General features: G+C 71.6%; 15 protein-coding genes. 8 read left to right on the top strand and 7 right to left on the bottom strand.

Features of this window, described 5'->3' with window-relative positions:
* Positions 1–95 precede the first annotated feature (95 nt).
* The 5 genes from B4N89_RS30365 (at position 96) to B4N89_RS30345 (ending at position 11,277) form a co-directional block, all read left to right on the top strand.
* Positions 96–1,832, top strand: coding sequence for a non-ribosomal peptide synthetase (locus B4N89_RS30365; RefSeq protein ID WP_235618999.1), 1,737 nt, complete (start codon positions 96–98; stop codon positions 1,830–1,832).
* On the top strand, positions 1,825–2,856 hold the full coding sequence (locus B4N89_RS30360) for an aldo/keto reductase (protein WP_235618860.1): 1,032 nt from the start codon (positions 1,825–1,827) through the stop codon (positions 2,854–2,856). The genes B4N89_RS30365 and B4N89_RS30360 overlap by 8 nt, the downstream gene beginning before the upstream one ends.
* 17 nt (positions 2,857–2,873) lie before the next feature.
* Entirely contained in the window at positions 2,874–9,821 is a 6,948-nt protein-coding gene (locus B4N89_RS30355) for a non-ribosomal peptide synthetase/MFS transporter (protein ID WP_235618859.1), read from the top strand.
* A gap of 13 nt (positions 9,822–9,834) precedes the next feature.
* Positions 9,835–10,746 carry a pyridoxal-phosphate dependent enzyme gene (locus B4N89_RS30350; RefSeq protein ID WP_235618858.1) on the top strand — a complete coding sequence of 304 codons (912 nt, stop codon included), beginning with the start codon at positions 9,835–9,837 and terminating at the stop codon, positions 10,744–10,746.
* A 129-nt stretch (positions 10,747–10,875) separates the two neighbouring features.
* The gene (locus B4N89_RS30345; protein WP_078978946.1) at positions 10,876–11,277 is read left to right on the top strand and encodes a hypothetical protein; all 402 of its coding nucleotides are present in this window, start codon (positions 10,876–10,878) and stop codon (positions 11,275–11,277) included.
* A 260-nt stretch (positions 11,278–11,537) separates the two neighbouring features.
* On the opposite strand, the gene B4N89_RS30340 is transcribed toward B4N89_RS30345, so the two are convergent.
* A complete protein-coding gene (locus B4N89_RS30340) occupies positions 11,538–12,056 on the bottom strand; it encodes an RICIN domain-containing protein (protein ID WP_078978945.1) in 519 nt (172 codons plus the stop codon).
* A 713-nt stretch (positions 12,057–12,769) separates the two neighbouring features.
* Here B4N89_RS30340 and B4N89_RS30335 point away from each other — a divergent pair.
* Positions 12,770–13,552, top strand: a complete 783-nt coding sequence (locus tag B4N89_RS30335; protein WP_143658133.1) for a DUF4328 domain-containing protein — start codon at positions 12,770–12,772, stop codon at positions 13,550–13,552.
* Here the strand turns inward: B4N89_RS30335 and B4N89_RS30330 are convergent.
* Positions 13,521–13,973 (bottom strand): hypothetical protein, encoded by a 453-nt coding sequence (locus B4N89_RS30330; protein ID WP_143658132.1) that lies wholly within the window; start codon positions 13,971–13,973, stop codon positions 13,521–13,523. The genes B4N89_RS30335 and B4N89_RS30330 overlap by 32 nt on opposite strands.
* Before the next feature lie 243 nt (positions 13,974–14,216).
* On the opposite strand from B4N89_RS30330, the gene B4N89_RS30325 reads away from it, so the two are divergent.
* A complete protein-coding gene (locus B4N89_RS30325; RefSeq protein WP_143658131.1) occupies positions 14,217–14,600 on the top strand; it encodes a hypothetical protein in 384 nt (127 codons plus the stop codon).
* 70 nt (positions 14,601–14,670) lie between these two features.
* On the opposite strand, the gene B4N89_RS30320 is transcribed toward B4N89_RS30325, so the two are convergent.
* Complete coding sequence (locus tag B4N89_RS30320; protein ID WP_078978941.1) at positions 14,671–15,207, bottom strand: TetR/AcrR family transcriptional regulator; 537 nt, start codon at positions 15,205–15,207, stop codon at positions 14,671–14,673.
* 142 nt (positions 15,208–15,349) lie between these two features.
* On the opposite strand from B4N89_RS30320, the gene B4N89_RS30315 reads away from it, so the two are divergent.
* A complete protein-coding gene (locus B4N89_RS30315) occupies positions 15,350–16,555 on the top strand; it encodes a trypsin-like serine peptidase (RefSeq protein WP_143658130.1) in 1,206 nt (401 codons plus the stop codon).
* Between the two features lie 50 nt (positions 16,556–16,605).
* Here the strand turns inward: B4N89_RS30315 and B4N89_RS30310 are convergent, their stop codons facing one another.
* The 4 genes from B4N89_RS30310 to B4N89_RS30295 are packed head-to-tail and all read right to left on the bottom strand — an operon-like array spanning position 16,606 to position 20,567.
* Positions 16,606–17,892, bottom strand: coding sequence for an ABC transporter permease (locus B4N89_RS30310; protein WP_235618857.1), 1,287 nt, complete (start codon positions 17,890–17,892; stop codon positions 16,606–16,608).
* Positions 17,889–18,653 (bottom strand): ABC transporter ATP-binding protein, encoded by a 765-nt coding sequence (locus tag B4N89_RS30305; RefSeq protein WP_078978939.1) that lies wholly within the window; start codon positions 18,651–18,653, stop codon positions 17,889–17,891. Before B4N89_RS30305 ends, B4N89_RS30310 begins: the two co-directional genes overlap by 4 nt.
* Positions 18,650–19,957 carry a hypothetical protein gene (locus tag B4N89_RS30300; protein ID WP_235618856.1) on the bottom strand — a complete coding sequence of 436 codons (1,308 nt, stop codon included), beginning with the start codon at positions 19,955–19,957 and terminating at the stop codon, positions 18,650–18,652. Before B4N89_RS30300 ends, B4N89_RS30305 begins: the two co-directional genes overlap by 4 nt.
* Entirely contained in the window at positions 19,944–20,567 is a 624-nt protein-coding gene (locus tag B4N89_RS30295; protein WP_078978938.1) for a hypothetical protein, read from the bottom strand. Before B4N89_RS30295 ends, B4N89_RS30300 begins: the two co-directional genes overlap by 14 nt.
* Positions 20,568–20,654: the final 87 nt, after the last annotated feature.

Here is a 20,654-nt window from a genome sequence, read left to right as displayed (position 1 = left end):
AGATCGTCATCGGCGGCGCCTGTGTGGGCGCCGGGTACCACGGCGACCCGCATCGCACCGCGCGACGCTTCTTCGATTCCCCGCCGTTCGGCCGGATGTATCGCACCGGCGACCTCGGGCACCTCGACGCCGAGGGTCGCTTCCACTTCGGCGGGCGCGTCGATCATCAGATCAAGGTCGGTGGGGTACGCCTCGAGCCGGGCGAGATCGAGAACGTGGGCCTGGCCTGCAAGGGAGTTCGGCAGGCCGTCGCACTGGTCGTCGGATCCACCGAGAGCCGCGCGCGTGAACTGTTGCTCGTCATCACCGGAACGGCCGGCGAGGAGCAGGTGCTTGCCCACCTGCGGGCCCGGCTCCCTCGCGCCGGCATCCCGCAACGCGTGGTGATCGTGCCCGACATGCCGCTGACCGAGGCGGGAAAGATCGATCGGCGCCGGTTGGCCGCCCGGGTGGAGCGGCCCGACTCGCCGCCCTCCGCCGGAGGCGCCGATCCGGTACTGGCCATCTTCCGAAGCGCCCTGCGGCGCCCGGACTTCGCGGCCGACGACGACTTCTTCGCCGCGGGCGGAAACTCGTTGCAGGCGGTTGCGGTCGTGGTCGAGTTGAGCGACCGGTTCGGCACGGACATCGGCGTCCGGGACGTCGTCGAGCATCCGACGGCGAGTGGCCTGGGCCGGCTGATCGCACGGCGCGGGCACGATCGCATACCGTCCTCGGCCGACCTGGTCGCCGCCGACCTCGCCGGCCTCGTGGCGATCCCGGCGCTTGGTCCCGCGCGGCGAAGCCGGGCCGCGCGCACGGTGTTGCTCACCGGCGCGACGGGGTTCGTCGGTACGCGCCTGCTGCACGAACTCCTCGAACAGACCGACCTGTCGGTGCTCTGCCTGACCCGCGGGGACAACGACTCCCACGCGCGGCAACGTCTCCTGGACGCCCTGTCCGCGCAGGGCCTGAACCACGCCGGGTATGCCGGACGAATCACCGCGGTCGCCGCAGACCTGGCCCTCCCCGGCCTCGGACTGACGGACACCCGCCAGCACCGGCTCGCCGAGGAGTGCGACCTGATCGTGCACGGCGGCGCCCTGGTCAACCTCCTGTACGACTACCGCATGCACCGTGAGCCCAACGTGCTGGGCACGGCGGAGATCATTCGCCTCGCCCGTGCGGCCGGCGGCATCCCCCTGCACTACATCTCCACGCTCGGCGTCCTGTACGACCACGCGGTGGCCGTCGGCCAACCGGTGCCCGCAGACGTGGACATCACCGCCGTGACCCCGCCGTTGAGCGGATACAGCCTGTCGAAGTGGGTGGCCGAGCGGCTCGTCCTGGCCGCCGACGACCTGCCGGTGACGGTGCTGCGCCTGGGCGAGGTCATGCCGGCCGCCGATGCCGCCGCCGTACCCAACCCGACCGCGCTGACCCATCTGCTGCTCACCGCCTTCGAGCGGCTGGGCACGGTGCCCCGGGCGACGATCCGGTCGGACTACAGCCCGCTCGACACGATCGCGCGGGCCATCGTCGACGCGATCCGGGACCCGGCGCCGCGCGGGCGTGCCGCGCACCTCTTCAGCCCCGGCAGCGTGCACTTCGACGACCTGGCCGGCGCGCGTGCACAGCGGGTGCCCTGTTCGCTCTTCCTGTCCCGGCTGCGCACCGCCGCGGCGGCCGGGGACGCCGAACTGGGCGCACTGCTCGCCGTCTTCGAGCACCGCGCCGCCGGCTGCGGCGACGACGAGGCGGGCATCCGCGCGGTGCTCGAAAACCTTCTCCAGGACAACCCCGCACTGTTCACCACATCGCACACCCGCCCGAAGGAGCCTGTCGGTGCATGACAAGGAGCGACCGATGGTCGTCGACGAGCAACAGACGCCGATGCGCCGGCGCGCCATGGGACGGCTGGGCTGGCGGGTCGGCGAGGTCGGCTACGGCATGTGGGGAATCGGCGGCGGCCCGGGCGGATTCACCGGCTGGGACTACGACATCGCCCCGGACGCCCTCGACCTCGCCGTGGACATGGGATGCACGTTCTTCGACACGGCCTGGGCCTACGGACGGGGCAAGTCCGAGAACCTGCTCGGCGAACTGCGCGAGCGCCGCCCCGACGCCGGGATCCGGCTGGCCACCAAGGTTCCCCCGCTCAACCGCGAATGGCCTCCGCGCCCGCAGGACACTCTCGAGGACGTCTTCCCCCTCGACCACATCCTCGACTACACGCGGCGCAGCCTGGACAACCTCGGCGTCGACAGGATCGACCTTCTCCAACTCCACGTCTGGGAGGACCGCTGGGCCGCGGATCCCGCCTGGCAAAAGGCCGTCACCCTGCTCAAGGAGCAGGATCTGATCGACGGATTCGGCATCAGCGTCAACCGCTGGGAGCCGACGAACTGCTTCGCCGCGCTCGACACCGGGCTGGTCGACGCGATCCAGGTCATCTACAACATCTTCGACCAGGCCCCCGAGGACGAACTGTTCCCGCGTGCCATCGAGGAGGACATCTCGATCATCGCCAGGGTGCCCTTCGACGAGGGTTCGCTGACCGGGAACCTGAGCGCCGACACCGTATTCCCGCCCGAGGACTGGCGAGCCGTCTACTTCGGGCCGGAGAACCTGCCGCCCACCATCGAACGTGTGGACGCGCTGCGCGGCCTCGTCCCCGCCGGCCACACCCTGCCGGAACTGGCGCTGCGTTTCGCACTGCACCACCCCGCCGTCTCCGTCGTCATCCCCGGCATGCGCCGCCCCGAGCACGTGCGCTCGAACCTGCGCGTGTCCGGATCGACGCCACTGCCGGCGGAACTGCTCGAAGCCCTGCGCGCCCACCGCTGGGACCGGCAGCCGACGCACTGGTCGATGTGAGCACCGAGGAGATCCGGGTGACCCGAACCCACGACACGTCGCCCGCCGCCGTCGACGGCGACGTCTGGTCGTCCCTGGCCACGCAGGCCGCCCGGGCGCCGCACGCGCCGGCACTGGCCGACGCGCACGGCGAACTGGACTACGCGACCTTGTTCGCCCTGGTCGCCGACCTGGCGGACCGGCTGGCGGACGCGGGCGTACGACCGGGCGACCTCGTCGGGATCCGGCTGCCGCGCGGCCGGGACGCCATCGTGGCGATCCTGGCGGTGCTGCGCGCCGGGGCCGGGTACGTACCCCTCGACCCGGTGTATCCGGCGGCCCGCCTGGACCTGATGATCGAGGAGACCCGGCCGCGCGCGCTGATCACGGCCGACGGTGTGCTGCCGCTGGCCGAGAGCGTGCGCCGACGGGATCCCGCGTACGTCATCTTCACCTCCGGTTCGACCGGTCGGCCGAAGGGCGTCCTGGTCGGGCGCAGGCAACTCCGCGATTTCACGGCGGTGTTCGCGGACCGCTTCGGCTTCGCGGCGGGCGATCGGATCCTGCAGTTCGCCTCGTTGAGCTTCGACACCAGCGTCGAGGAGATCTTCTGCCCGCTGCTGCGGGGCGCCACCCTCGTCCTGCGCGACGACGACATGATCAGCAGGCCGGACCTGTTCTTCGATCGCTGTGACGCGCTCGGGGTCACCGTCCTGGACCTGCCGACCGCGTACTGGCACCAACTGGTCGCGGCCCTGGACCGGGGCGAGACCGAACTCCCGGCCGCCGTACGGTGCGTGATCATCGGCGGCGAGACCGCGCGGCCCGACGCGGTACGCCGCTGGCAGGTGGCGGTGGGCGGCGCCGCGCGGCTGTTCAACACGTACGGCCCCACCGAGACCACCGTCGGCGCCACGGCGGCGGATGTGACCGAGTGGTCGGGGGACGTGGTCCCGATCGGCCTTCCGCACCCGGGCGTGACCTGCCGGATCGGCGCCGACGACGAGCTGCTGATCGGCGGCATCGGCGTGGTCGACGGCTATCTGAACCGTCCCGAGCTGACCGCCGAGCGGTTCGTGACGACGCCGGGGCGGGGCCGCGAGTATCGCACCGGCGACCGCGTACGCCGTTCCGCCGACGGGCAGTTGGAGTTCCTGGGGCGGCTCGACGACCAGGTGAAGATCCGGGGCCACCGGGTCGAACCGGCGGAGGTCGAGGCGACGCTGCGCACGCTCGACGGCATCACCGACGCCGTGGTCCTGGTCGACGAGCACACCGGCCGCGCCAAGCTGATCGGGCACGTCGTCACCGAGGCCACGACCGACCTGGCGAGGGTTCGGGCCGCGCTCGCCGCACTGGTGCCCGCACACCTCGTGCCCGCCGCGCTGGTCGGACACCGGCGGTTTCCGCTGAACCCGCAGGGGAAGATCGACAAGGCGGCGCTCGCGGCGACGGTGCCGTCGCCGCGGCAGGACGCTCCGGACGTCGCCGGCTCGGCGGCGGAGCGCGGCGCGGGCGCGCTGATGGAGGAGATTCTCGGCGTCCCCGTGACGGGCGCGGCCGACGATTTCCTTACCCTCGGCGGCGATTCCCTGGACGCCGTACGGCTCATCGCCGCCCTGCGGTTGCGGCACGGCGCGGAGCTGACGCTCACCCGCTGGTACGCGGATCCGACCGTCGCCGCGCTGGCGGGGCTGATCGGCGGTGGGAAGGGCGCGGTGGCCCGGCCCCCCGTCGCCACACTGGCCGAGGGGGTTCCGCACCGGCTGAGTCCGATGCAGCGCGACTATTGGATCGCCGAGCAGCTGTGTGCCGATCTGCCCGTGTACACGCTGGGAATCCGCTACCGCTGGACAGAGCCGGTGGATGTCGCGGCATTGACCACGGCCCTCGCGGAACTCTCGCGCAGGCACCCGCTGTTGCGGGCGCGCTTTCCCGATGACGGCGTCGAGCCGAGCATGGTCGTCGAACCCGCGGCGCGGATCCCGCTGACGCTGGGCGAGCCGGATCGCGCGGGCATCGACGTTCGGCACGGCCCGATCGCACACGCCTTCCTGAACGGCGACGCGCTGGTGCTGATCGTGCATCACCTCGCTTTCGACGGTTGGTCGGCGGGTGTGCTGGGGCGGGAACTCGCCGCCCTGTACCGGGCCGTGCGCGACGGTGCGGATCCGATCACCGGCGCCGGGCTGCCCCCGGCCGTCCCCGTGCCCGATCTCGCCGCCCGCAGCGCCGACGCGAAGGCCGACGCGGCGCTGGTCTCGTACTGGCGGGAGCGGTTCGACGGCGCCGATCTCGATGCGGAACTGCCCACCGACCGGCCTCGCCCGGCCGCGCCCTCGTACGCCGCCGGCCGCATCAGCCGTCCCCTCGGCCCCGATCTCCTGGACCGGCTGCGTTCCTATGCCGGCGAACAGCGGGCGAGCCTGTTCATGGTGCTCCTGGCCGGGCTCCAGGTCGTCCTGCGGCGGTACACCGGGCGGACGGACGTCACGGTGCTCGCACCGGTCGCCGGGCGGTCGAGCGCCGAGTCGGCCTCGTTGATCGGGCCCGCGTTGAACGTGCTGCCACTGCGCGGCGATGTGTCCGGCGATCCGTCGTTCGCACAGCTCGTCGCGCGGGTGCGGGACGCGGTGTTGAGCGACCTCGACCACGGGCGGCTCGCGCTGCCGGATCTGGTGGACGCGCTGGCGCGGCCCGGCGGGGCCAAACGGCTGAGCCCGGTGATGCTGACCGTGCACAACACCCCGACGGCGGACGACCGACTCCTGTGCTACGCCGGTGAGTCGGCGCCGGCCGCGACCATGGTCGACCTCGCGATCGGGCTCGACTTCCCCGCCGACGGCGCGGTGTTGAACGCGGACTATGCCGCCGAACTCTTCGACGGGGCACGCGTCGAGGCGTTCGTCGACCACCTTCTGACGCTGCTCGACGCGGCGATCGGCGGGGCGAGCACGCCGGTCACCCGGCTGCCGATGCTCACCGACCGCGAGCATCGCCGCATCGTGGAGGACTGGAACGACGTCGTCGCCCCGATACCGGATGCCGTCGCCGTACACCAGCTGTTCGAACGCCACGCCGCGGCCACGCCCGACGCGCCCGCGCTGACCGTCGGCGACGTCACCCTGGGATACGGGGAGTTGAACCGCCGGGCCAACCGGCTCGCCCGCAGACTGCGCCGGGAGGGGGTTCGGCCGGGCCACCGGGTGGCGATCGACCTGGATCGCGGCGTCGAGCTCTTCACCGCGATGTGGGCGGTGCTCAAGTCGGGCGGCGCCTATGTGCCGCTGGATCCGGCCTACCCGAGCGACCGGCTGGAATACATGCTGGCGGACAGCGGCGCGACGGTGGTGATCAACCGGGACTACCTCGCCGAAGGACCGCTCGAAGGGCCGCTCGAAGGACTTTCCGAGGACGACCGCGATCCGCCCCTGTGCAACTCGGCCGACGATCCCGCGTATGTCATCTACACCTCGGGATCCACCGGCAGGCCCAAGGGAGTCGTGGTCACGCACGGCAACCTCGTGCACGCGGCCGGCATGTGGCGGCAGGCGTACCGGCTGCGGCCGGAGTGGACCTACCTTCAGGCGGCCAGCTTCTCCTTCGACATGTTCGTGGGCGAAACGCTCCGGGCGCAGCTCAGCGGCGGCCGGCTGGTGGTCGCCCCGCGCGAGACGCTGCTGGACCCGGCCGATCTCCACGCGCTGATGAAGACCGAGCACGTAGCCTGCACCGAACTGGTGCCCGCGGTGCTGCGCGCCCTCCTCGACCACACCGAGCGCAGCGGGGCGGACCTGTCGTTCGTCCGGCTGCTGATCGGCGGCGGCGAGAAGTGGCACGTCAAGGAGTACGCGCTGGCGAAACGCCTCGTCGGTCCGGGCAACCGTGTCGTCAACTCGTACGGTGTCACCGAGGCCACCGTCGACAACGTGCTGTTCGAGGGTTCGGTCGAACACCTCGCCGACGACGCGCCGTTGCCGATCGGGCGGCCCTTCCCGAACAACCGGGTCTACGTCCTCGACGCGCACCGCCGGCCGGTCCCCGCGGGCGTGGTCGGCGAACTGTACCTGGGCGGGCTCGGCGTCGTACCCGGCTATCACGACCGGCCCGAGCTGACCGCCGAGCGGTTCGTGTGCGATCCGTTCGTTACCGCGCCCGGCGCCCGGATGTACCGCACCGGCGACTCGGCGCGTTTCCACCGCGACGGCACGGTCGACTTCCTCGGCAGGCTCGACGACCAGGTCAAGATCAACGGGTACCGGATCGAACTCGGCGAGATCGAGGCCCGACTCGGTGCGCCGGCGCAGGTGGCGGCATGCGCGGTGGCCGTACACGGGCCGCCCGGCGGCACCAGCCGGCTCGTCGGCTACGTGGTGACCCGTGATGGGGCGGAGGCCGACGAGGCCGCCTTCCGCGAGATGCTCGCCGCGCGTCTGCCGGCGCACATGGTCCCCACCCGTATCGTCACACTGCCCGCGCTGCCGTCGACGCCGAACGGAAAACTGGACCGGCGCGCACTGCCCGCACCGGCCGGGACGGGTCCCGAATCCGCCGGGACGCCGGCTCGGACCGATACCGAGAAGCGGATCGCGGCGATCTGGGCGGAGGTTCTCGGGGTTCCCGAACCCGGCATCGACGACGGCTTCTTCGACCTCGGCGGCGACTCGTTCTCGGCGCTCAGGGTCGTTCGGCGCGTCGAACCGGCGCCCAGCCTGGTCGAGTTCTACCGGTACGCGACCATCCGTCGACTGGCCGCGCATCTCGACGCGCGGTCGGCGGACGGGCCCGCCGAACAGTGGTTGCTGCAGCGGCTCACCGCGACGGACGCCGACCCGGCGACCGGCGGGCACACCGTCGTGGCGGTGCCCTACTCCGGGGGCAGCGCCGTCGCCTATCAGCCGCTCGCCGACGCGCTCCCGGCGAACTGGGCGTTGCGGGCGGTGGAGTTGCCGGGCCACGACCGATCCAGGCCGGACGAGGAATTGGAGCCGATCGCCGTCGTCTCGGACCGCATCGTCGACGAGATGCGCATGATCGAGGGCCCGGTCCTCCTGTACGGGCACTGCCTCGGCGTCGCACTCACGGTGGAGGTGGCCCGGCGCGCCGAGGCGGCGGGGGTATCGCTGGCCGGGGTCGCGCTCGGGGCGGGATTCCCGACCGCCCGGCTGCCCGGACGGTTCTTCGACTGGATCTACCGGCATGTGCCGGTGGACCGTTTCACCTCCGACCGTGAGTATCTGGCCTACCTCCGCGCGCGCGGCGGCTTCACCGATCTGGACGACGAGGAGCAGGAGGCCTTCGTACTGCGCAACGTCCGGCACGACGCGCGCGACGCCGAGGAGTACTTCACGGCGGCGTACCGGCGGCCGTACCGTCCGCTGCGGGCGCCGGTGCTGACGGTCGTCGGCGCCCGGGACCGGGTCACCGAGCATTATCAGGAACGCCACCAGGAGTGGCGGCACTTCACCGAGGGCGACCTGGGCCTTGCCGTGTTGCCGCGGGCGGGGCACTTCTTCCTCAAGAGCCATGCGGGGCCGCTGGCGGAGGCTTTGGTGGGGGTCGTCTCCGGCGCGTCGCGGGCGACGGTTTCGCCGAACGCCGCGTCGACCGTGCGGGCGCCGGCTTCGCCGATCGTGCGCTTCCCCGCCGGGGCCCGGGGCCCGGCGGCGGGGACGGCGCCCGATCTGCGCAAGTTCGCGCTGGTCGCGTTGGGCCAGCTCCTGTCGATGATGGGCAGCGGGCTGAGCACACTGGTACTGAGCATCTGGGTGCTGGACCGGACCGGCTCGCTCACCTCCTTCGCGGTGGTGAGCGCGATCGGACTGCTCCCCGGCATCCTCGTGGGGCCGGTCGCCGGGGCCGTCGCCGACCGGTGGGACCGCCGCAGGGTGATGTTGGCGAGCGACACCGCGGCCGGGCTCTCGATGGCGGCCCTGGTCGTCCTCATGCACAGTGACGGCCTGCACCTGTGGCACGTCTACCTGGTCGTGTCGGTGACGTCGGTGGCCGGAGCGTTCCAGCGGCCGGCCTACCTCGCGGCGGTCGCGCAGCTCGTACCCAAGCGCTATCTCGGCCACGCCGCCGGGATCGGGCAACTCGGGGTCGGCGTGGGGCTGGTGTTCTCCCCCATGCTCGGTGCCGCGCTGATCGACCCGATCGGCATCGACGGCGTGCTCCTCGTCGACACGGGCACCTTCGCGATCGGGGCACTCACGCTGCTTCTCGTGCGCTTCCCGAACCTGATGTTCCGGGTACGCGAGGAGACCTTCGGCGCGGAGATCCGCAACGGCTGGCGCTACATCACCCGCCGGCCCGGCCTGCGCGCGGCGCTTCGGTTCTTCGTCGTCGACCACGTCTTCTACACCCTGGGCTTCGCCGTCATCACGCCGATGTTGCTGGCGGAGCAGTCGGATTCGGTGTTGGGTCTGGCGCTGGGTGCCGGCGGCGTCGGCGGGATCGTCGGCAGTGTCCTGATGGGTCTGTGGGGCGGTACCGCCCGGCGCAGTCACGGGATGCTCATCGCGATGGGCATCGGCAGTTTCGCGATGATCCTGGTCGGGATCTCCACCGTTCCGGCGCTGATCGTGGCCGGGATGTTCCTCGTGGGGTTCGGTGAATCCCTGGCCGAGGGTCATTGGATCGCGATCGTGCAGAGCAAGGTCGGGTTCGAACTGCAGGGCCGGGTGCTGTCCCTGTTCATCACCCTGATGATGTTGACGATGCCACTGGGTTACCTCGTGGTCGGGCCCCTGGCCGAGCGCTTCGTCCAGCCGCTCCTGGAATCCGAGGGTCCGGGACGGGGCCTGGCCCTGCTGATCGTCCTGAGCGGAGTGCTGCAACTGGCCTGGTCCGTCCGGGGCTGGTTCGACGACCGGCTGCGACTGATCGAGGACGAACTGCCCGACGCGATACCGCCCGCCGAGATCGGCACGCGCGACGACCTGCAGCGCGAAGCCGACGAACTGCTCTCCGCCCGCACCCGGTGAAGGGAACACCTCCTTGTTGCCTCCGATCTCCGTCGCGCCGCCCACCGATCCGTACCTGACCCCCCTGATCGTCGCGGACGGCCTCCTGCCGGGTGTTCGTGTCTTCGTCAAGGACGAGTCCCGTTACGCCTCCGGCAGTCACAAGGAGCCCGCCGCGCGCGCGGTCGTGGCGCGCGCCGTCGCCGAAGGGCACGACCGGGTCGTCGTGGGCTCGTGCGGCAGCTACGGGCGGGCGATGGCAACGGCGTGCGCGGCGGCGGGCCTGCGGTCCACCGTGGTGCTGCCCGCGGAATGGGGCGACGGCGGGGCCGCCGTCGCGACCGCCGGGGCCGACGTCCGTTTCGTCCACGGCGGTTATGAGGACGCCGTGGACGAATCCCACCGCCTGGCCGTCGAGTTGGGGGCGCTGGACGGCAACGTCGACGGGCCCTGCACGGACGCGATCCTGGCGGGACACGGACATGTGGTCCGCGTGCTGCACCGTGAACTGGGCGGCGCCGCGGCCGCTGTCTGGATCCCGGTCGGCAACGGTACGACGATCGTCGCCGCCCACCGCCAAGCCCGCCTCCTGGCCTGGCCGGTGGCCCTGCACGCCGTCGGCTCCCCCGGCAACAACCCGATCGTGACGAGCTGGCCGGGCGCGTATCGCACGCTGTCGAGCCACGAGGTGGTCACGACGGAGCACAACGAGCCACTGGTCAACCGGCACGCCCTACACGGCCCCGAGGCCCTGGCCGCGATATCCGCCTCGGGCGGCGCGGTCCATGCCGCCGACGACGCCGCACTGCTCGCCGCCCAGGCGGTGCTGGCCCGCCACGGAGTACATCCCACCGCGGCGGGCTCGGCCGGGCTCGCCGGCCTGCTGGCGCACGCGGCAACCACCGAGGTCGGAGGGGACCAGATCGTCCTGGTGACCGGCCGCTGAGTTCGTGCGGAGCACGGGAGGGGGACCGGTGGCTCGGGTGATCGGAACTCGGCATCGGAGCATGGGGTTTCCCACTCCGGGCAGATGTGCCTCCGACTACAGCACGGGGATCGGTGGCGGAGGTGGGACGTGAACGAGTACGCCCGAGGGGTGCCGGATTCGCCTGCGGAGTGGGGGCTGCTGGCCACGATCCTGGCCGTTTTCGGTGGCGCCTTCCTGGTCCGGGCCCTGTGGCGCAAGGCGAAGGGGCAGCCGGTCAGCACTCGGAGGGGCGAGGACCCCCACGGCCCCACCGAGGGGGCCAGCAAGAGCGCGTGGAAGTGGTGGATCGGCACCGGAGTCGCCGCCTATGTGGTGACGGTGATCGTCCGCATCGCGATGGGCGAGAGCGGCACGGACGTCTGGCTGTTCCCGGCGCTCGTCTTCCCGCTCTGCGGCGTGCTCCTGCCGGCCCGCATCGGTGTCCTGGCGTGGAGTTCCCGCAAGGGCAGGGAATTCCGCGAACGCCGTCGCCACGCCGTGCGTGAGTAGGCCCGTTCTCGAAGCCCGCGCCCGGCACGGCAACCCGTCTCGGCCCGACCGGGATGGAGGCCTGTACTCGCCGTTAACGGCGCCGGCCCCGCCACGGCTGCCGGGGCAGAAGGTGTCCGCATGGGAGCCGGACGTCTCGTGCCGCGAATGTGTGGCGGGGCCGGGCCCAGGCATATCCGACAGCGGATCACGCCTGACCGAAACCATGCTCCGTTACGACACGTTGTGAAACGGAGCCGAACTTTTCACAGGCCCTGGGCTCAGAAGCTACCGGCGGGCACGGTCCAGACCATGTTGCCCGTGCGTGCGCAGGGTTCGAGGTCGAGTCGGATGCCGTTGGTCGCGTTGCCGTTGGGAACGTTGATGCAAAGGCTCGAGGCCGGGTTGTACAGACGGTCGAAGTTCAGGCGACGCCACTCCTGATTGGCACCGCCGGTGCAGTCCCGGATGGTGAGTTCGGTCCTCACGCCCAGATTGCCGCCGTCGAGACACTTGGCCTTGGCGACGATGGTGCCGTTGGCGATGGTCCACTGTTGTGCCGCGGAGCCGGGGCTGCAGGCGTCGAGCCGTACGGGGGTGCCGTTGGCGTCGCCGGCACCGGCGACGTCCATGCACTTCCCGCTGACCCAGTGCACGATCGGACCGGTTGCGGCGAGCGGGGTGGCCCCGCTGTTCGGGTTCGATCCGACCGCCGAGGCCGTCGCGCCGGAGAGCACCAGGGCCGCGCAGGAGGTCGCGCAAACCGCTGCCGTGGTGACGAACTTGCTGGCTTTGCTCATTTCCGCCTCTTGGTGGTGGTTCGGTTCTCGGTACGGGCCGTCGCGGCGACCGAGGGCACACCGTGGGCGTTGTCCGGGTTACACGATGTGGTCCTGCCCGTCCGGCGCGAACCGGGCCCGACCGAGCCGCATTTCCCTCACCCACCGGCAGATGCCGGTCATACGGAGCTTGCCTCCCTCGGGTTCGTTGACGGCCTCTGGCACCGTAAGCGGATCCGGATCACCGTCACCAGAAGAGTTTCAGGACAATACCCACGCCACGGGAACCTCCCATATCACAGGAACTTCGACGCGATGCCTGCCTTCGACCCGGAATGGACCCCGATGGGCAACAGTTCGACCGGACGCGGTGGTTCGTGATGTCGCGGGCCGCGTGATCGAGATGCGGCTCACATCGACGGCGCGGCCAAACCTCGTGACGCGGATCGATCATCACGGGATGATGCCTCGGACACCCCGCCGAACCCGTGCGGCCGACGCGGATCGGCGCCGGGACACCATGCGGACGGTCCGGACTCGTCGACAGGAGACCTTGATTCGTGCTGTGCCCGTTCTGTGCTGGACGACCCGTCGTTCCCGGACCTTGTGGGGCGTGCGGTGGGCAGGCGTTCTCGGGCTTTTCCCCGGGTCCACCACATCCGTTCGCCGCCGCGTACGCCTGTCATCCGCCGCGGCCTCGCTCGTTGCGCGGGCTCGCCGTCACGCTCTACGTCATGTTGGGAATCTCGGCGCTGGTATCGGCGTTCGCGGTCGTCACCCTGATCTACCGGGCGGGATTGTGGGACGACATCGCGCACGGACGCCGCCCTATTCGGGAACCGAACGAGTTCAACGACACCCTCGCCCTGTTCTGGCGGCCTTACGGGTTCGCGCAACTCGCCCTGATGGGGGTGTTCCTGGTCTGGTTCTATCGCGCGCGGCGCAACATCGACACGTATCCGGGGCAGGAGCGGCGAACACTGTCCTCCGGCTGGGCGATCGGCGGCTGGTTCTGTCCGGTGGTCAACCTGTGGTTTCCGCCGCGGATCACACTGGACGTGTGGCGGGCCAGTGACCCTCGCGCCCACCACGGCGGCAGGATTCCGCGGGCCGGCCTCGTCCTGGTGTGGGGTTGGTGGATCACGTTCGTCGCCACGACGACGATTGCGCTGGGCGTCCGCTACTTCGGCCCCGATGACGACCCCGAGATCTCCTCCCTCCTGGTCGACGCCGTCGCCGACGCCGAGGGCGCCCGGACGGTGAGCCTGGTCAGGGCCGGCATCTTCGTCGTGCAAATCGTCGCCGCCGGTCTCGTGATCGCCGTGATCGCGCATATCACGACGCTGCAGAACAAACGCGAAGCGACATGGGCGACATGGGCCGGACCCGCGTTCGGCGCACCGGCCCCGCCGACCTTCGCCCCGTACGCCGTCGAACCCGCGGCGGCGGCAGGCACCGGCCTCCCCGGCGCCCCACACTCACCGCCTACGCCGTCGCCCCCGCCCAGGCTTGGGTGACCCCGGCATCGAGGGCGATCCGGAGCCGGGCGTGGTGCTCGACTCCGCAGTTCGTACCGCGACGCGTCGTCTGCGGTGTCACCGTCAGGTGTGTGACGCGGGTGGCGGGGGCCGGCGCCGTGCTCACCAGCACGGTGGCCTCCACCGGCTCCGCCGTCAGGCTAGCGTCGAGGATCCTCCCGACCCGGGCGGAGCCGTCCCGAGCGGGTGACAGGGTCACCCGGGGCTCCTGGCAGGATCCGGCCCGGCACAACCGTATGGAGATGTCGGTGACCCGATCGGCCACTTCGGGGGCGATGTCGATGGTCACGGGCACGCGCCAATCGGCGGTGCACGCGGTTTCGGTGGCGGAAGCCGTGCAGCCCCCGAGGGCGATCGCCATGCCGGAGGCGGCCACGGCTCGTAACAGTGTGGAGTGCACCGTTCGTACCTCTCATGCGATCTGGGCTGCGCCGCGCGATCGGCGGCCCGTTGATCCTGGCAGCGCGCGTTCGAGGTTGTCGTGCCGGGGCGGATCGTCGGGGACGGTGCCGGGATGCCTGGGAAAAAGTTGCGTGGGAGTGGGAACCCCGCGGGCCGTCGGGCGTCTGGATGGCTGTCGCCGGATGGTGGCGGCCCCGGCCTCCGTGTGTTCATGGCACGGGATCCGGGTGGTTGACGGTCCTTGAGGAGAATGCTGCCGGCCGCGCCGGTGCGTCGGCCGCGTGTTCCGTGGCGCCTGGCGGTACCGGCGGTGGTGATCGCGGTGGCCGCGGCGGGTTGGGTGGTGATCGGGTCGACGTCGACGCCCGACGGCCCGCGCCCGGTGACCGTACCGCCGGCCGTGCCCGCGCCGCCCACCGGCGCGCCCGTCGAGAATGCGCCGAGCACCGGCGCGCCGAGCCCGTTCGCGCCCACCACCGCGCCGCCGAGGAGAGCGGCCGCGTCGGACTCCGCGACACCCCCGGAGACGGTCCCCGGGATCGACCGCCGGATCACTCCTCCGGAGAACCGATCCCCACGCACCGCACCGCCCTCCGCCCCGACGGGTGGTCGGCGTACCGGTTGAACCGCGCGCTCGGGTGCACGTGAGGAGGCCGCCGGCGCCCGGACGGCGGCCTCGTCCATCCCGCGCGATGTCAGCGCACGACCAGTGCCAACAGTGCTTCGCGCAGGTCGTCGCGGCGACCGGCGAACAACTCCTCGAGGCTGATGTCGAAGACCATCGCGACGAGCAGGTGGGCCATCGCGTCCGGCGGAACCCAACCCACCGCGGCGAGTTCGGGCCGGAGCAGTTCCCGGGTGCGGGCGTTGCGGGCCCGCGTCTCCTCGAACAGGTCGGGGTCGGTGCGGGCCTGGACCAGCAGTGCGCGGGTGCCGGTAGTGGCCAGTCCGGCGTCCAGGTAGCCGTGCACGCCGGCGATCACCCGTTCGGGGCCCGGTTCGAGGCCGGCCACGGCGGCGAGCACCCGCTCCTCCATGTCGTCGTGATATCTGCGGTGCAGGGCCACGAGATAGCCGCGACGGTCCGCGAAGTGCTGGTAGAAGCTGCCCTTGGCCATGCCCGCCGCGGCCACCACGGCGTTCACCGACATCCTGGACAGCCCGCAGGTGTCGGCGACTTCGAGCCCCGCGCGCAACAGCGCCTCGCGTCCCGGTCCGGCCGGCCGCGCCATCGCCCACCTCGACTTCCCGACGGCCGAACCGCTTGGTCGTCTTGACAGTTGTACCCGTCGCGCCCACCTTATGACCGACCGGCCGGTCATGAAGGCAACAGACGTTGTTTTCCCACCCGTTCGAGAGGACGTGGAGTACTTCATGTACCTGCGACGCACGTTACGCGACAGGCTCACCACACTGGTGGGCATACTCGGACTCACCGCGGCGGCGTTGTTCGCGGCCCCGACCGCGGCCCGCGCCGACGACACCGCTCCGGTCGAACTGCCGCGCCTGGTCACGGGCGACCCGATCAATCACCCGGGCATGTTGCAGGCCGAGGTGAACTGGTGGAACCTGGCGCGGATCGCCGAGTACGGTCTCAACGGCGACGGCGCCGACGCGTTCCCCCCGCCGGGCGGCTGGGACGACCTCAGCCGGCCGTGGGCCGGACAGGGCACGGTGTCGCGGACCGCCGGCAAGTTGCTGATGGTGTACCGCAATTCCTTCGACCCGAGCCAGTTGGTGCCCTCCGCGTGCTCGGCGAACGTGATCACCGCCGCGAACAGGAGCACCATCGTCACCGCCGGCCACTGCTTCAAGGTGACGGCCAACCTGCGGGGCGCGCTCGGCGACGACGTCGTGGTCAACGCGGTGTTCATCCCCGGCTTCAACGGCGCGAACGTGCCCCGCTTCACCGGCACCGACGACTCGACCGCGCCCCCGCCCGGCACCGACGTCGCCCCGTACGGCGTCTGGGGTGTCACGCGCGCCTGGATCACCCCCACGTGGGATGGTGACAGCACCTTCCGGTCCGGCGGCGACGTCGCCATGGCCACCGTCGAACGCCCCGGCGACCCCACCCCGATCCAGCAGATCACCGGCGGCCAGAACATCGCGTTCGGGGTGGCCGCAAACCCGCTGACGCTGCATCAGTTCGGCTACCCGACCGACAACAATCGCAACTGGTACTGGTCGAGGAACAGCGACGGCAGCACCGCCGCCGACTTCGGCGTCGCCCCCTCACTGCGACGCGGATTCGACGGCCGGACCCTGATGTACGCGCGCGGCGACACCATCGACGACTCGACCGTCGGCCTGGCCCACGACATGGCCTCGGCGATGTCCCCCGGCTCCAGCGGCGGCCCCTGGCTGATGAACTTCGACCCGGCCACCGGTACCGGCACCCAGATCGCGGTCACCTCGCGGTTCACCGACACCACCGGTACCTCCCCCTGGTGGAACGCGGCCTGGGCGATCGTGCACGGCGGCACCCCCAACTGGGCGTACGGCCCGTACCTGATGTCCAACGGCTTCGGCGACCTGACCCGGGCGATGTACGACGTCGCTCGGAACGCGACCGTCTGACCCGCACACCGACGTGCCCCCGGCCGGGGCCGGCGGCACGTCGGTCGGGTTCAGGTACCGGACAGGGCTTCCGTCGGGGTCGGCCGGCCGGCCCGGATCGACGGGTAGACGCCGGCGACCGCGCCGACCAGGATCGCGCCGCCGAAACCGGCCGCGACCGAGCCGGGCGAGACGACCGCGGGCCAGTCCTGGGACCAGGCGTAGCCGAATGTCGCGGCCACCCCGAGGGCGGTGCCGGCAAGGCCGCCGAGGGTGGACAGGGCCACCGATTCGGTGAGGAACTGGCCGCGGATCTGGCCCCGGTTGGCGCCCAGGGCGCGCCGCAGGCCGATCTCCTTGCGGCGTTCCAGGACCGAGATGAACATCGTGTTGGCCACTCCGATGCCGCCGACCAGCAGAGCCACTCCGGCCAGGCCCAGGAACAGCGCGGAGAAGGTGTTCTCCGTGGCCCGCTTCGCGGCCAGCGCGTCGGAGGGCCGACTGACCTGGACCAGACCGGGCATCGCCGGATGAACCGTCCGGGGCAACACCTCGCGCACCGACTCGATCGCCGATTCGGCGGTGCGGACGTAGACGACGGTCGGGTGCCCGTCGAAGCCCAGGTCGATCCGGGCGCTCTCCCAGCCGACCAGCACCGCGCGATCGATGTCGGGTGCCAGCGGGGCCGGTTCGAGGACACCGACGACGGTGAACCAGCGGTTGCCGATCAGGACCTGGGGCGGCGTACGACCCGGCGCCAACGTGTCGAATCCCAGCCGGATCCCCGCCTCGTGGCCGAGCACGACGGTGGGGAACCGCTCGGTCACCGCGTCCAGGAAACGACCCGAACGAACCTTGCCGTGGATCGCGTCGAGGAGGTTGGCCCGACTCGCCAACACCGCCAGGCCCGAGTCGTCGTTCGGATCGATGCGGTCCGAACGACGCACCACCGCATGGGTGTTGGCCACCGCGCTGGTGAGCGTGACCGGGCCGATGCGGGCGGCCATGGCATCGGCGCCCTCGGGCAGCCGCACCGGGGGCCGCTGGTCCGGTTGCGGTTCGGCGCGCAGGGTGTCCGTACCGAGTGCGGCGAGTTCGTTCAACAGCGCCTTTTGGCTCGACGCCGGAATACCGATGACGATGATCATCGTGGCGATGCCGATCGAGATGCCGAGGGCGGACAGCGCGGCGCGCATCCGCCGGGTCCGGATGCCGAGCAGCCCCAGCCGCAGCACGTCGGCCGGGGCCAGTCGCACGGGGCGGGTCGTGTCGTCCGGGGGCGTCGAGCGCCCGGTGCGCGACACGCGTATGCCGGCGGCCCGTGCCTCTCGCTTCGGGTCGGCGCGGCGGCGGCTCACGGGCGGCCTCCGCCGGAGCCGGGAGACGACTGGGCGACCGCCGCGATCGGCTCGAACTCGCTTGTGGAAAGGCCCTGTTCGGTCGGCAAATGTCCGGTGTCGGCGACCAGCCGACCGTCCCGGACCTCCACTCGGCGCGGCAGTCCCGCCGCGATGTCGCGGTCGTGGGTGATGATCGCGATCGTGGCGCCCTCGGCGTTCAGGTGGGTCAGCAGTTCCAACACCGCGCGGCCGTTGGTCGTGTCCAGTGCGCCGGTGGGCTCGTCCGCCAGCACCAGTGCCGGGGTGTTGACCAACGCCCGGGCGATCGCGACGCGTTGGCGTTCGCCGCCGGAGAGTTCGTGCGGGCGGTGTCCGGCGCGGCGGGCCAGACCGACCCGGCCCAGCGCCTCCACCGCCATGGGAAGTCGACGGCGGCGCGGCACACCCGCGTACAGCAGGCCGGTCGCGACGTTCTCCGCGGCGGTGAGGCCGTCGGTGAGATGGAACTGTTGGAACACGAAGCCGAGCAGGCGACCGCGCAGCGCGGACAGCCGACGGTCGGACAGCGCGCCGACGTCGTGGCCCAGGATCGACACCGTGCCCCCGGTCGGTGTGTCGAGGGTGCCCATCAGGTTGAGCAGGGTCGACTTGCCCGACCCGGACGGCCCGACGATGCCGACGAGTTCGCCCGCCTCGATGGTGAGCGACACGTCGTCCAGGGCGGTCACGCCGCCGGGATACACCTTGCTCGCGTGTACCACTTCGAGGACCGGTCTCACGGCGTGGTCACCACCCGCAGGCCCGGTTCCAGGCCGCCGCCCTCGACCTCGACCATGCCCTTGACGAACAGCCCGGTCTTGACCGCGATCAGCCGGCCGTCGCCGAGTTGTACGGCGTAGCCGCCCTCGCGCAGCGCGACCAGGGCGCCGATCGGCACGGTCAGCACACCCTTGCGCGTCTCCGTGACGAAGCGGACCTGCACACCGGCCGCGTCGAGGTGCTTCACCACGCCGGGGTCGTCCAGGGTCACCGTCACGGTCATCTTCGCCCCGCCCGAGGCGTCGGGGCCGCTGCCGGCGCCCAGGCCGGCGTCCTTGCGTTCGACGCTGCGGCCGATCGTGGACACCGTGCCCGCGGCCTCGGTGCCGTCCGGGAGGATCACCGTCACCGGGGTGTCCGCCACGATCGCGCCGATGTCGGTCGCGGCCACGGACACGCTCACCGCCTTCGCGGTCGGCGTGGCGGTGAGCACCGGCGTCGTGGACGCGTCGTCGCCGAGCGCGGCGGTGGGCGCGCCCACCCGGATCTCACCGGGGAGCACGGTGACGTCGCCGACCTCGATGACCCCGGTCTGCGGGACGCCGATCGCCTTCTGCCACTTCTTCACCGCGGCGGACAGTGCCGGGGTCCACGTGGCCTCGCCCTGCGGAGTGCCGGCGGGCTGGGTGCCGATGTCGTGGCCGAGGGCCTTGAGGTTGTCCGCGACCATGCGCACGTCGCGACCCTGCGCGGGCTTGGCGGGGTCCTGCTTGGCGTCCTGCTTGGGCGTGTCCCGCTTGGGTTCGTCGGGCTTGTCGGTCTCCTTGCCGCCGGCGGCGTCCTTTCCGGCCGTGCCCTGCTTCGGGTCCGTCTTCCCCTCGGCCCGGTTCGAGTCCGTGCCCTCCGCCCGCCCCAGCGGCCGGAACATCGGCGTCGTCCCGTAGAACAGCGAGACCGGCCGATCGTCGAGCCGGTACAGCGGCTTGCCGCGCGTGATCGTGTCACCGCTCTTGGGCAGCCACGTCACGATGCCCTTGCGGCCCGCCTTGATCGGCTGTTCCGCCCCGAAGCCGAGCGTGCCCGGGAGGTCGCGGGCGTCGGACAGGTCGGTCCGGGCCACGGTGGTCGTCCGCACGCCCGCCGACTTCTTCGCCGAACCGCCCGACCCGCCGCCACGACCGGTGACGGCGAACACGCCCACCGCGCCCAGGACCAGCACCACGACCACGATCAGCCCGACCCGGCGACCGACCCGGCCGCGCCCCGGGTCGGGCATCCCGGCCGAGGCCGGGGCCGGGGCGACGGTGTCGTCAGCGCTTGCCACCGAATGCCTCCATCTTGCATTCCTGTTCGACCCTGCGCTGCTGCTCGTTGGTCAGGCTCGACTCGCCCGTGTAGGTCCATCCGTCGGAGACGAGCTTGACCTTCATGCCCTTGTCGTTCATGCACTTGACCCAGGCGCGCATGCCGTCGTTGTACTCGGGGTTCTGCTTCGGGTCCATCTCCGGCGGCATCAGCGGCAGCTTGACCTCGCACTCCTTGAACTCCCGGGCGTAGCGCTTGGTGCGGGCGATCTCGCCCTCGACGGATCCGGACTGCCGGGTGTCCACGCCCTTGCTCGTCAGGCACGCCTCGTACGCGGCCCACATGCGCTTCTCCTCCTCCTCCGAGGTGTCGAGGCGGCGCTGCGGACGGGCGCCGGCGGGCGCGTCGGACGACGTACCCGCCGCACTCGTGGCGGGCGCGGCATCCCCCGGGGCGGCGCCCTGCCCCGCGGTCGGGGCCGAGGCGGCGGTCGTGGGCAGCGAGGCGACCTGCGTGGTGGATTCGTCGGAATCGCCGCCGCCGCACCCGGTCGACACGAGCAGGGCCGCGAGGCCGATCGCGGGCAGGCCGATCGAGTTCGAGCGGCGGCGGGCGGGGGTGGAACACACGTCGAAACGCGACGTGTGTCGAGGGATGGATCGAGGCATGGCGGTGATGCTGCCGACCGGATGTCAGGAACCTGTCAGGTCGTGGTC

This window comes from Embleya scabrispora, assembly GCF_002024165.1.
Lineage (GTDB): Bacteria > Actinomycetota > Actinomycetes > Streptomycetales > Streptomycetaceae > Embleya > Embleya scabrispora_A.
The sequence above is the reverse complement of the archived record's forward strand: the minus strand, read 5'-3'. Positions and strand labels throughout refer to the sequence as shown.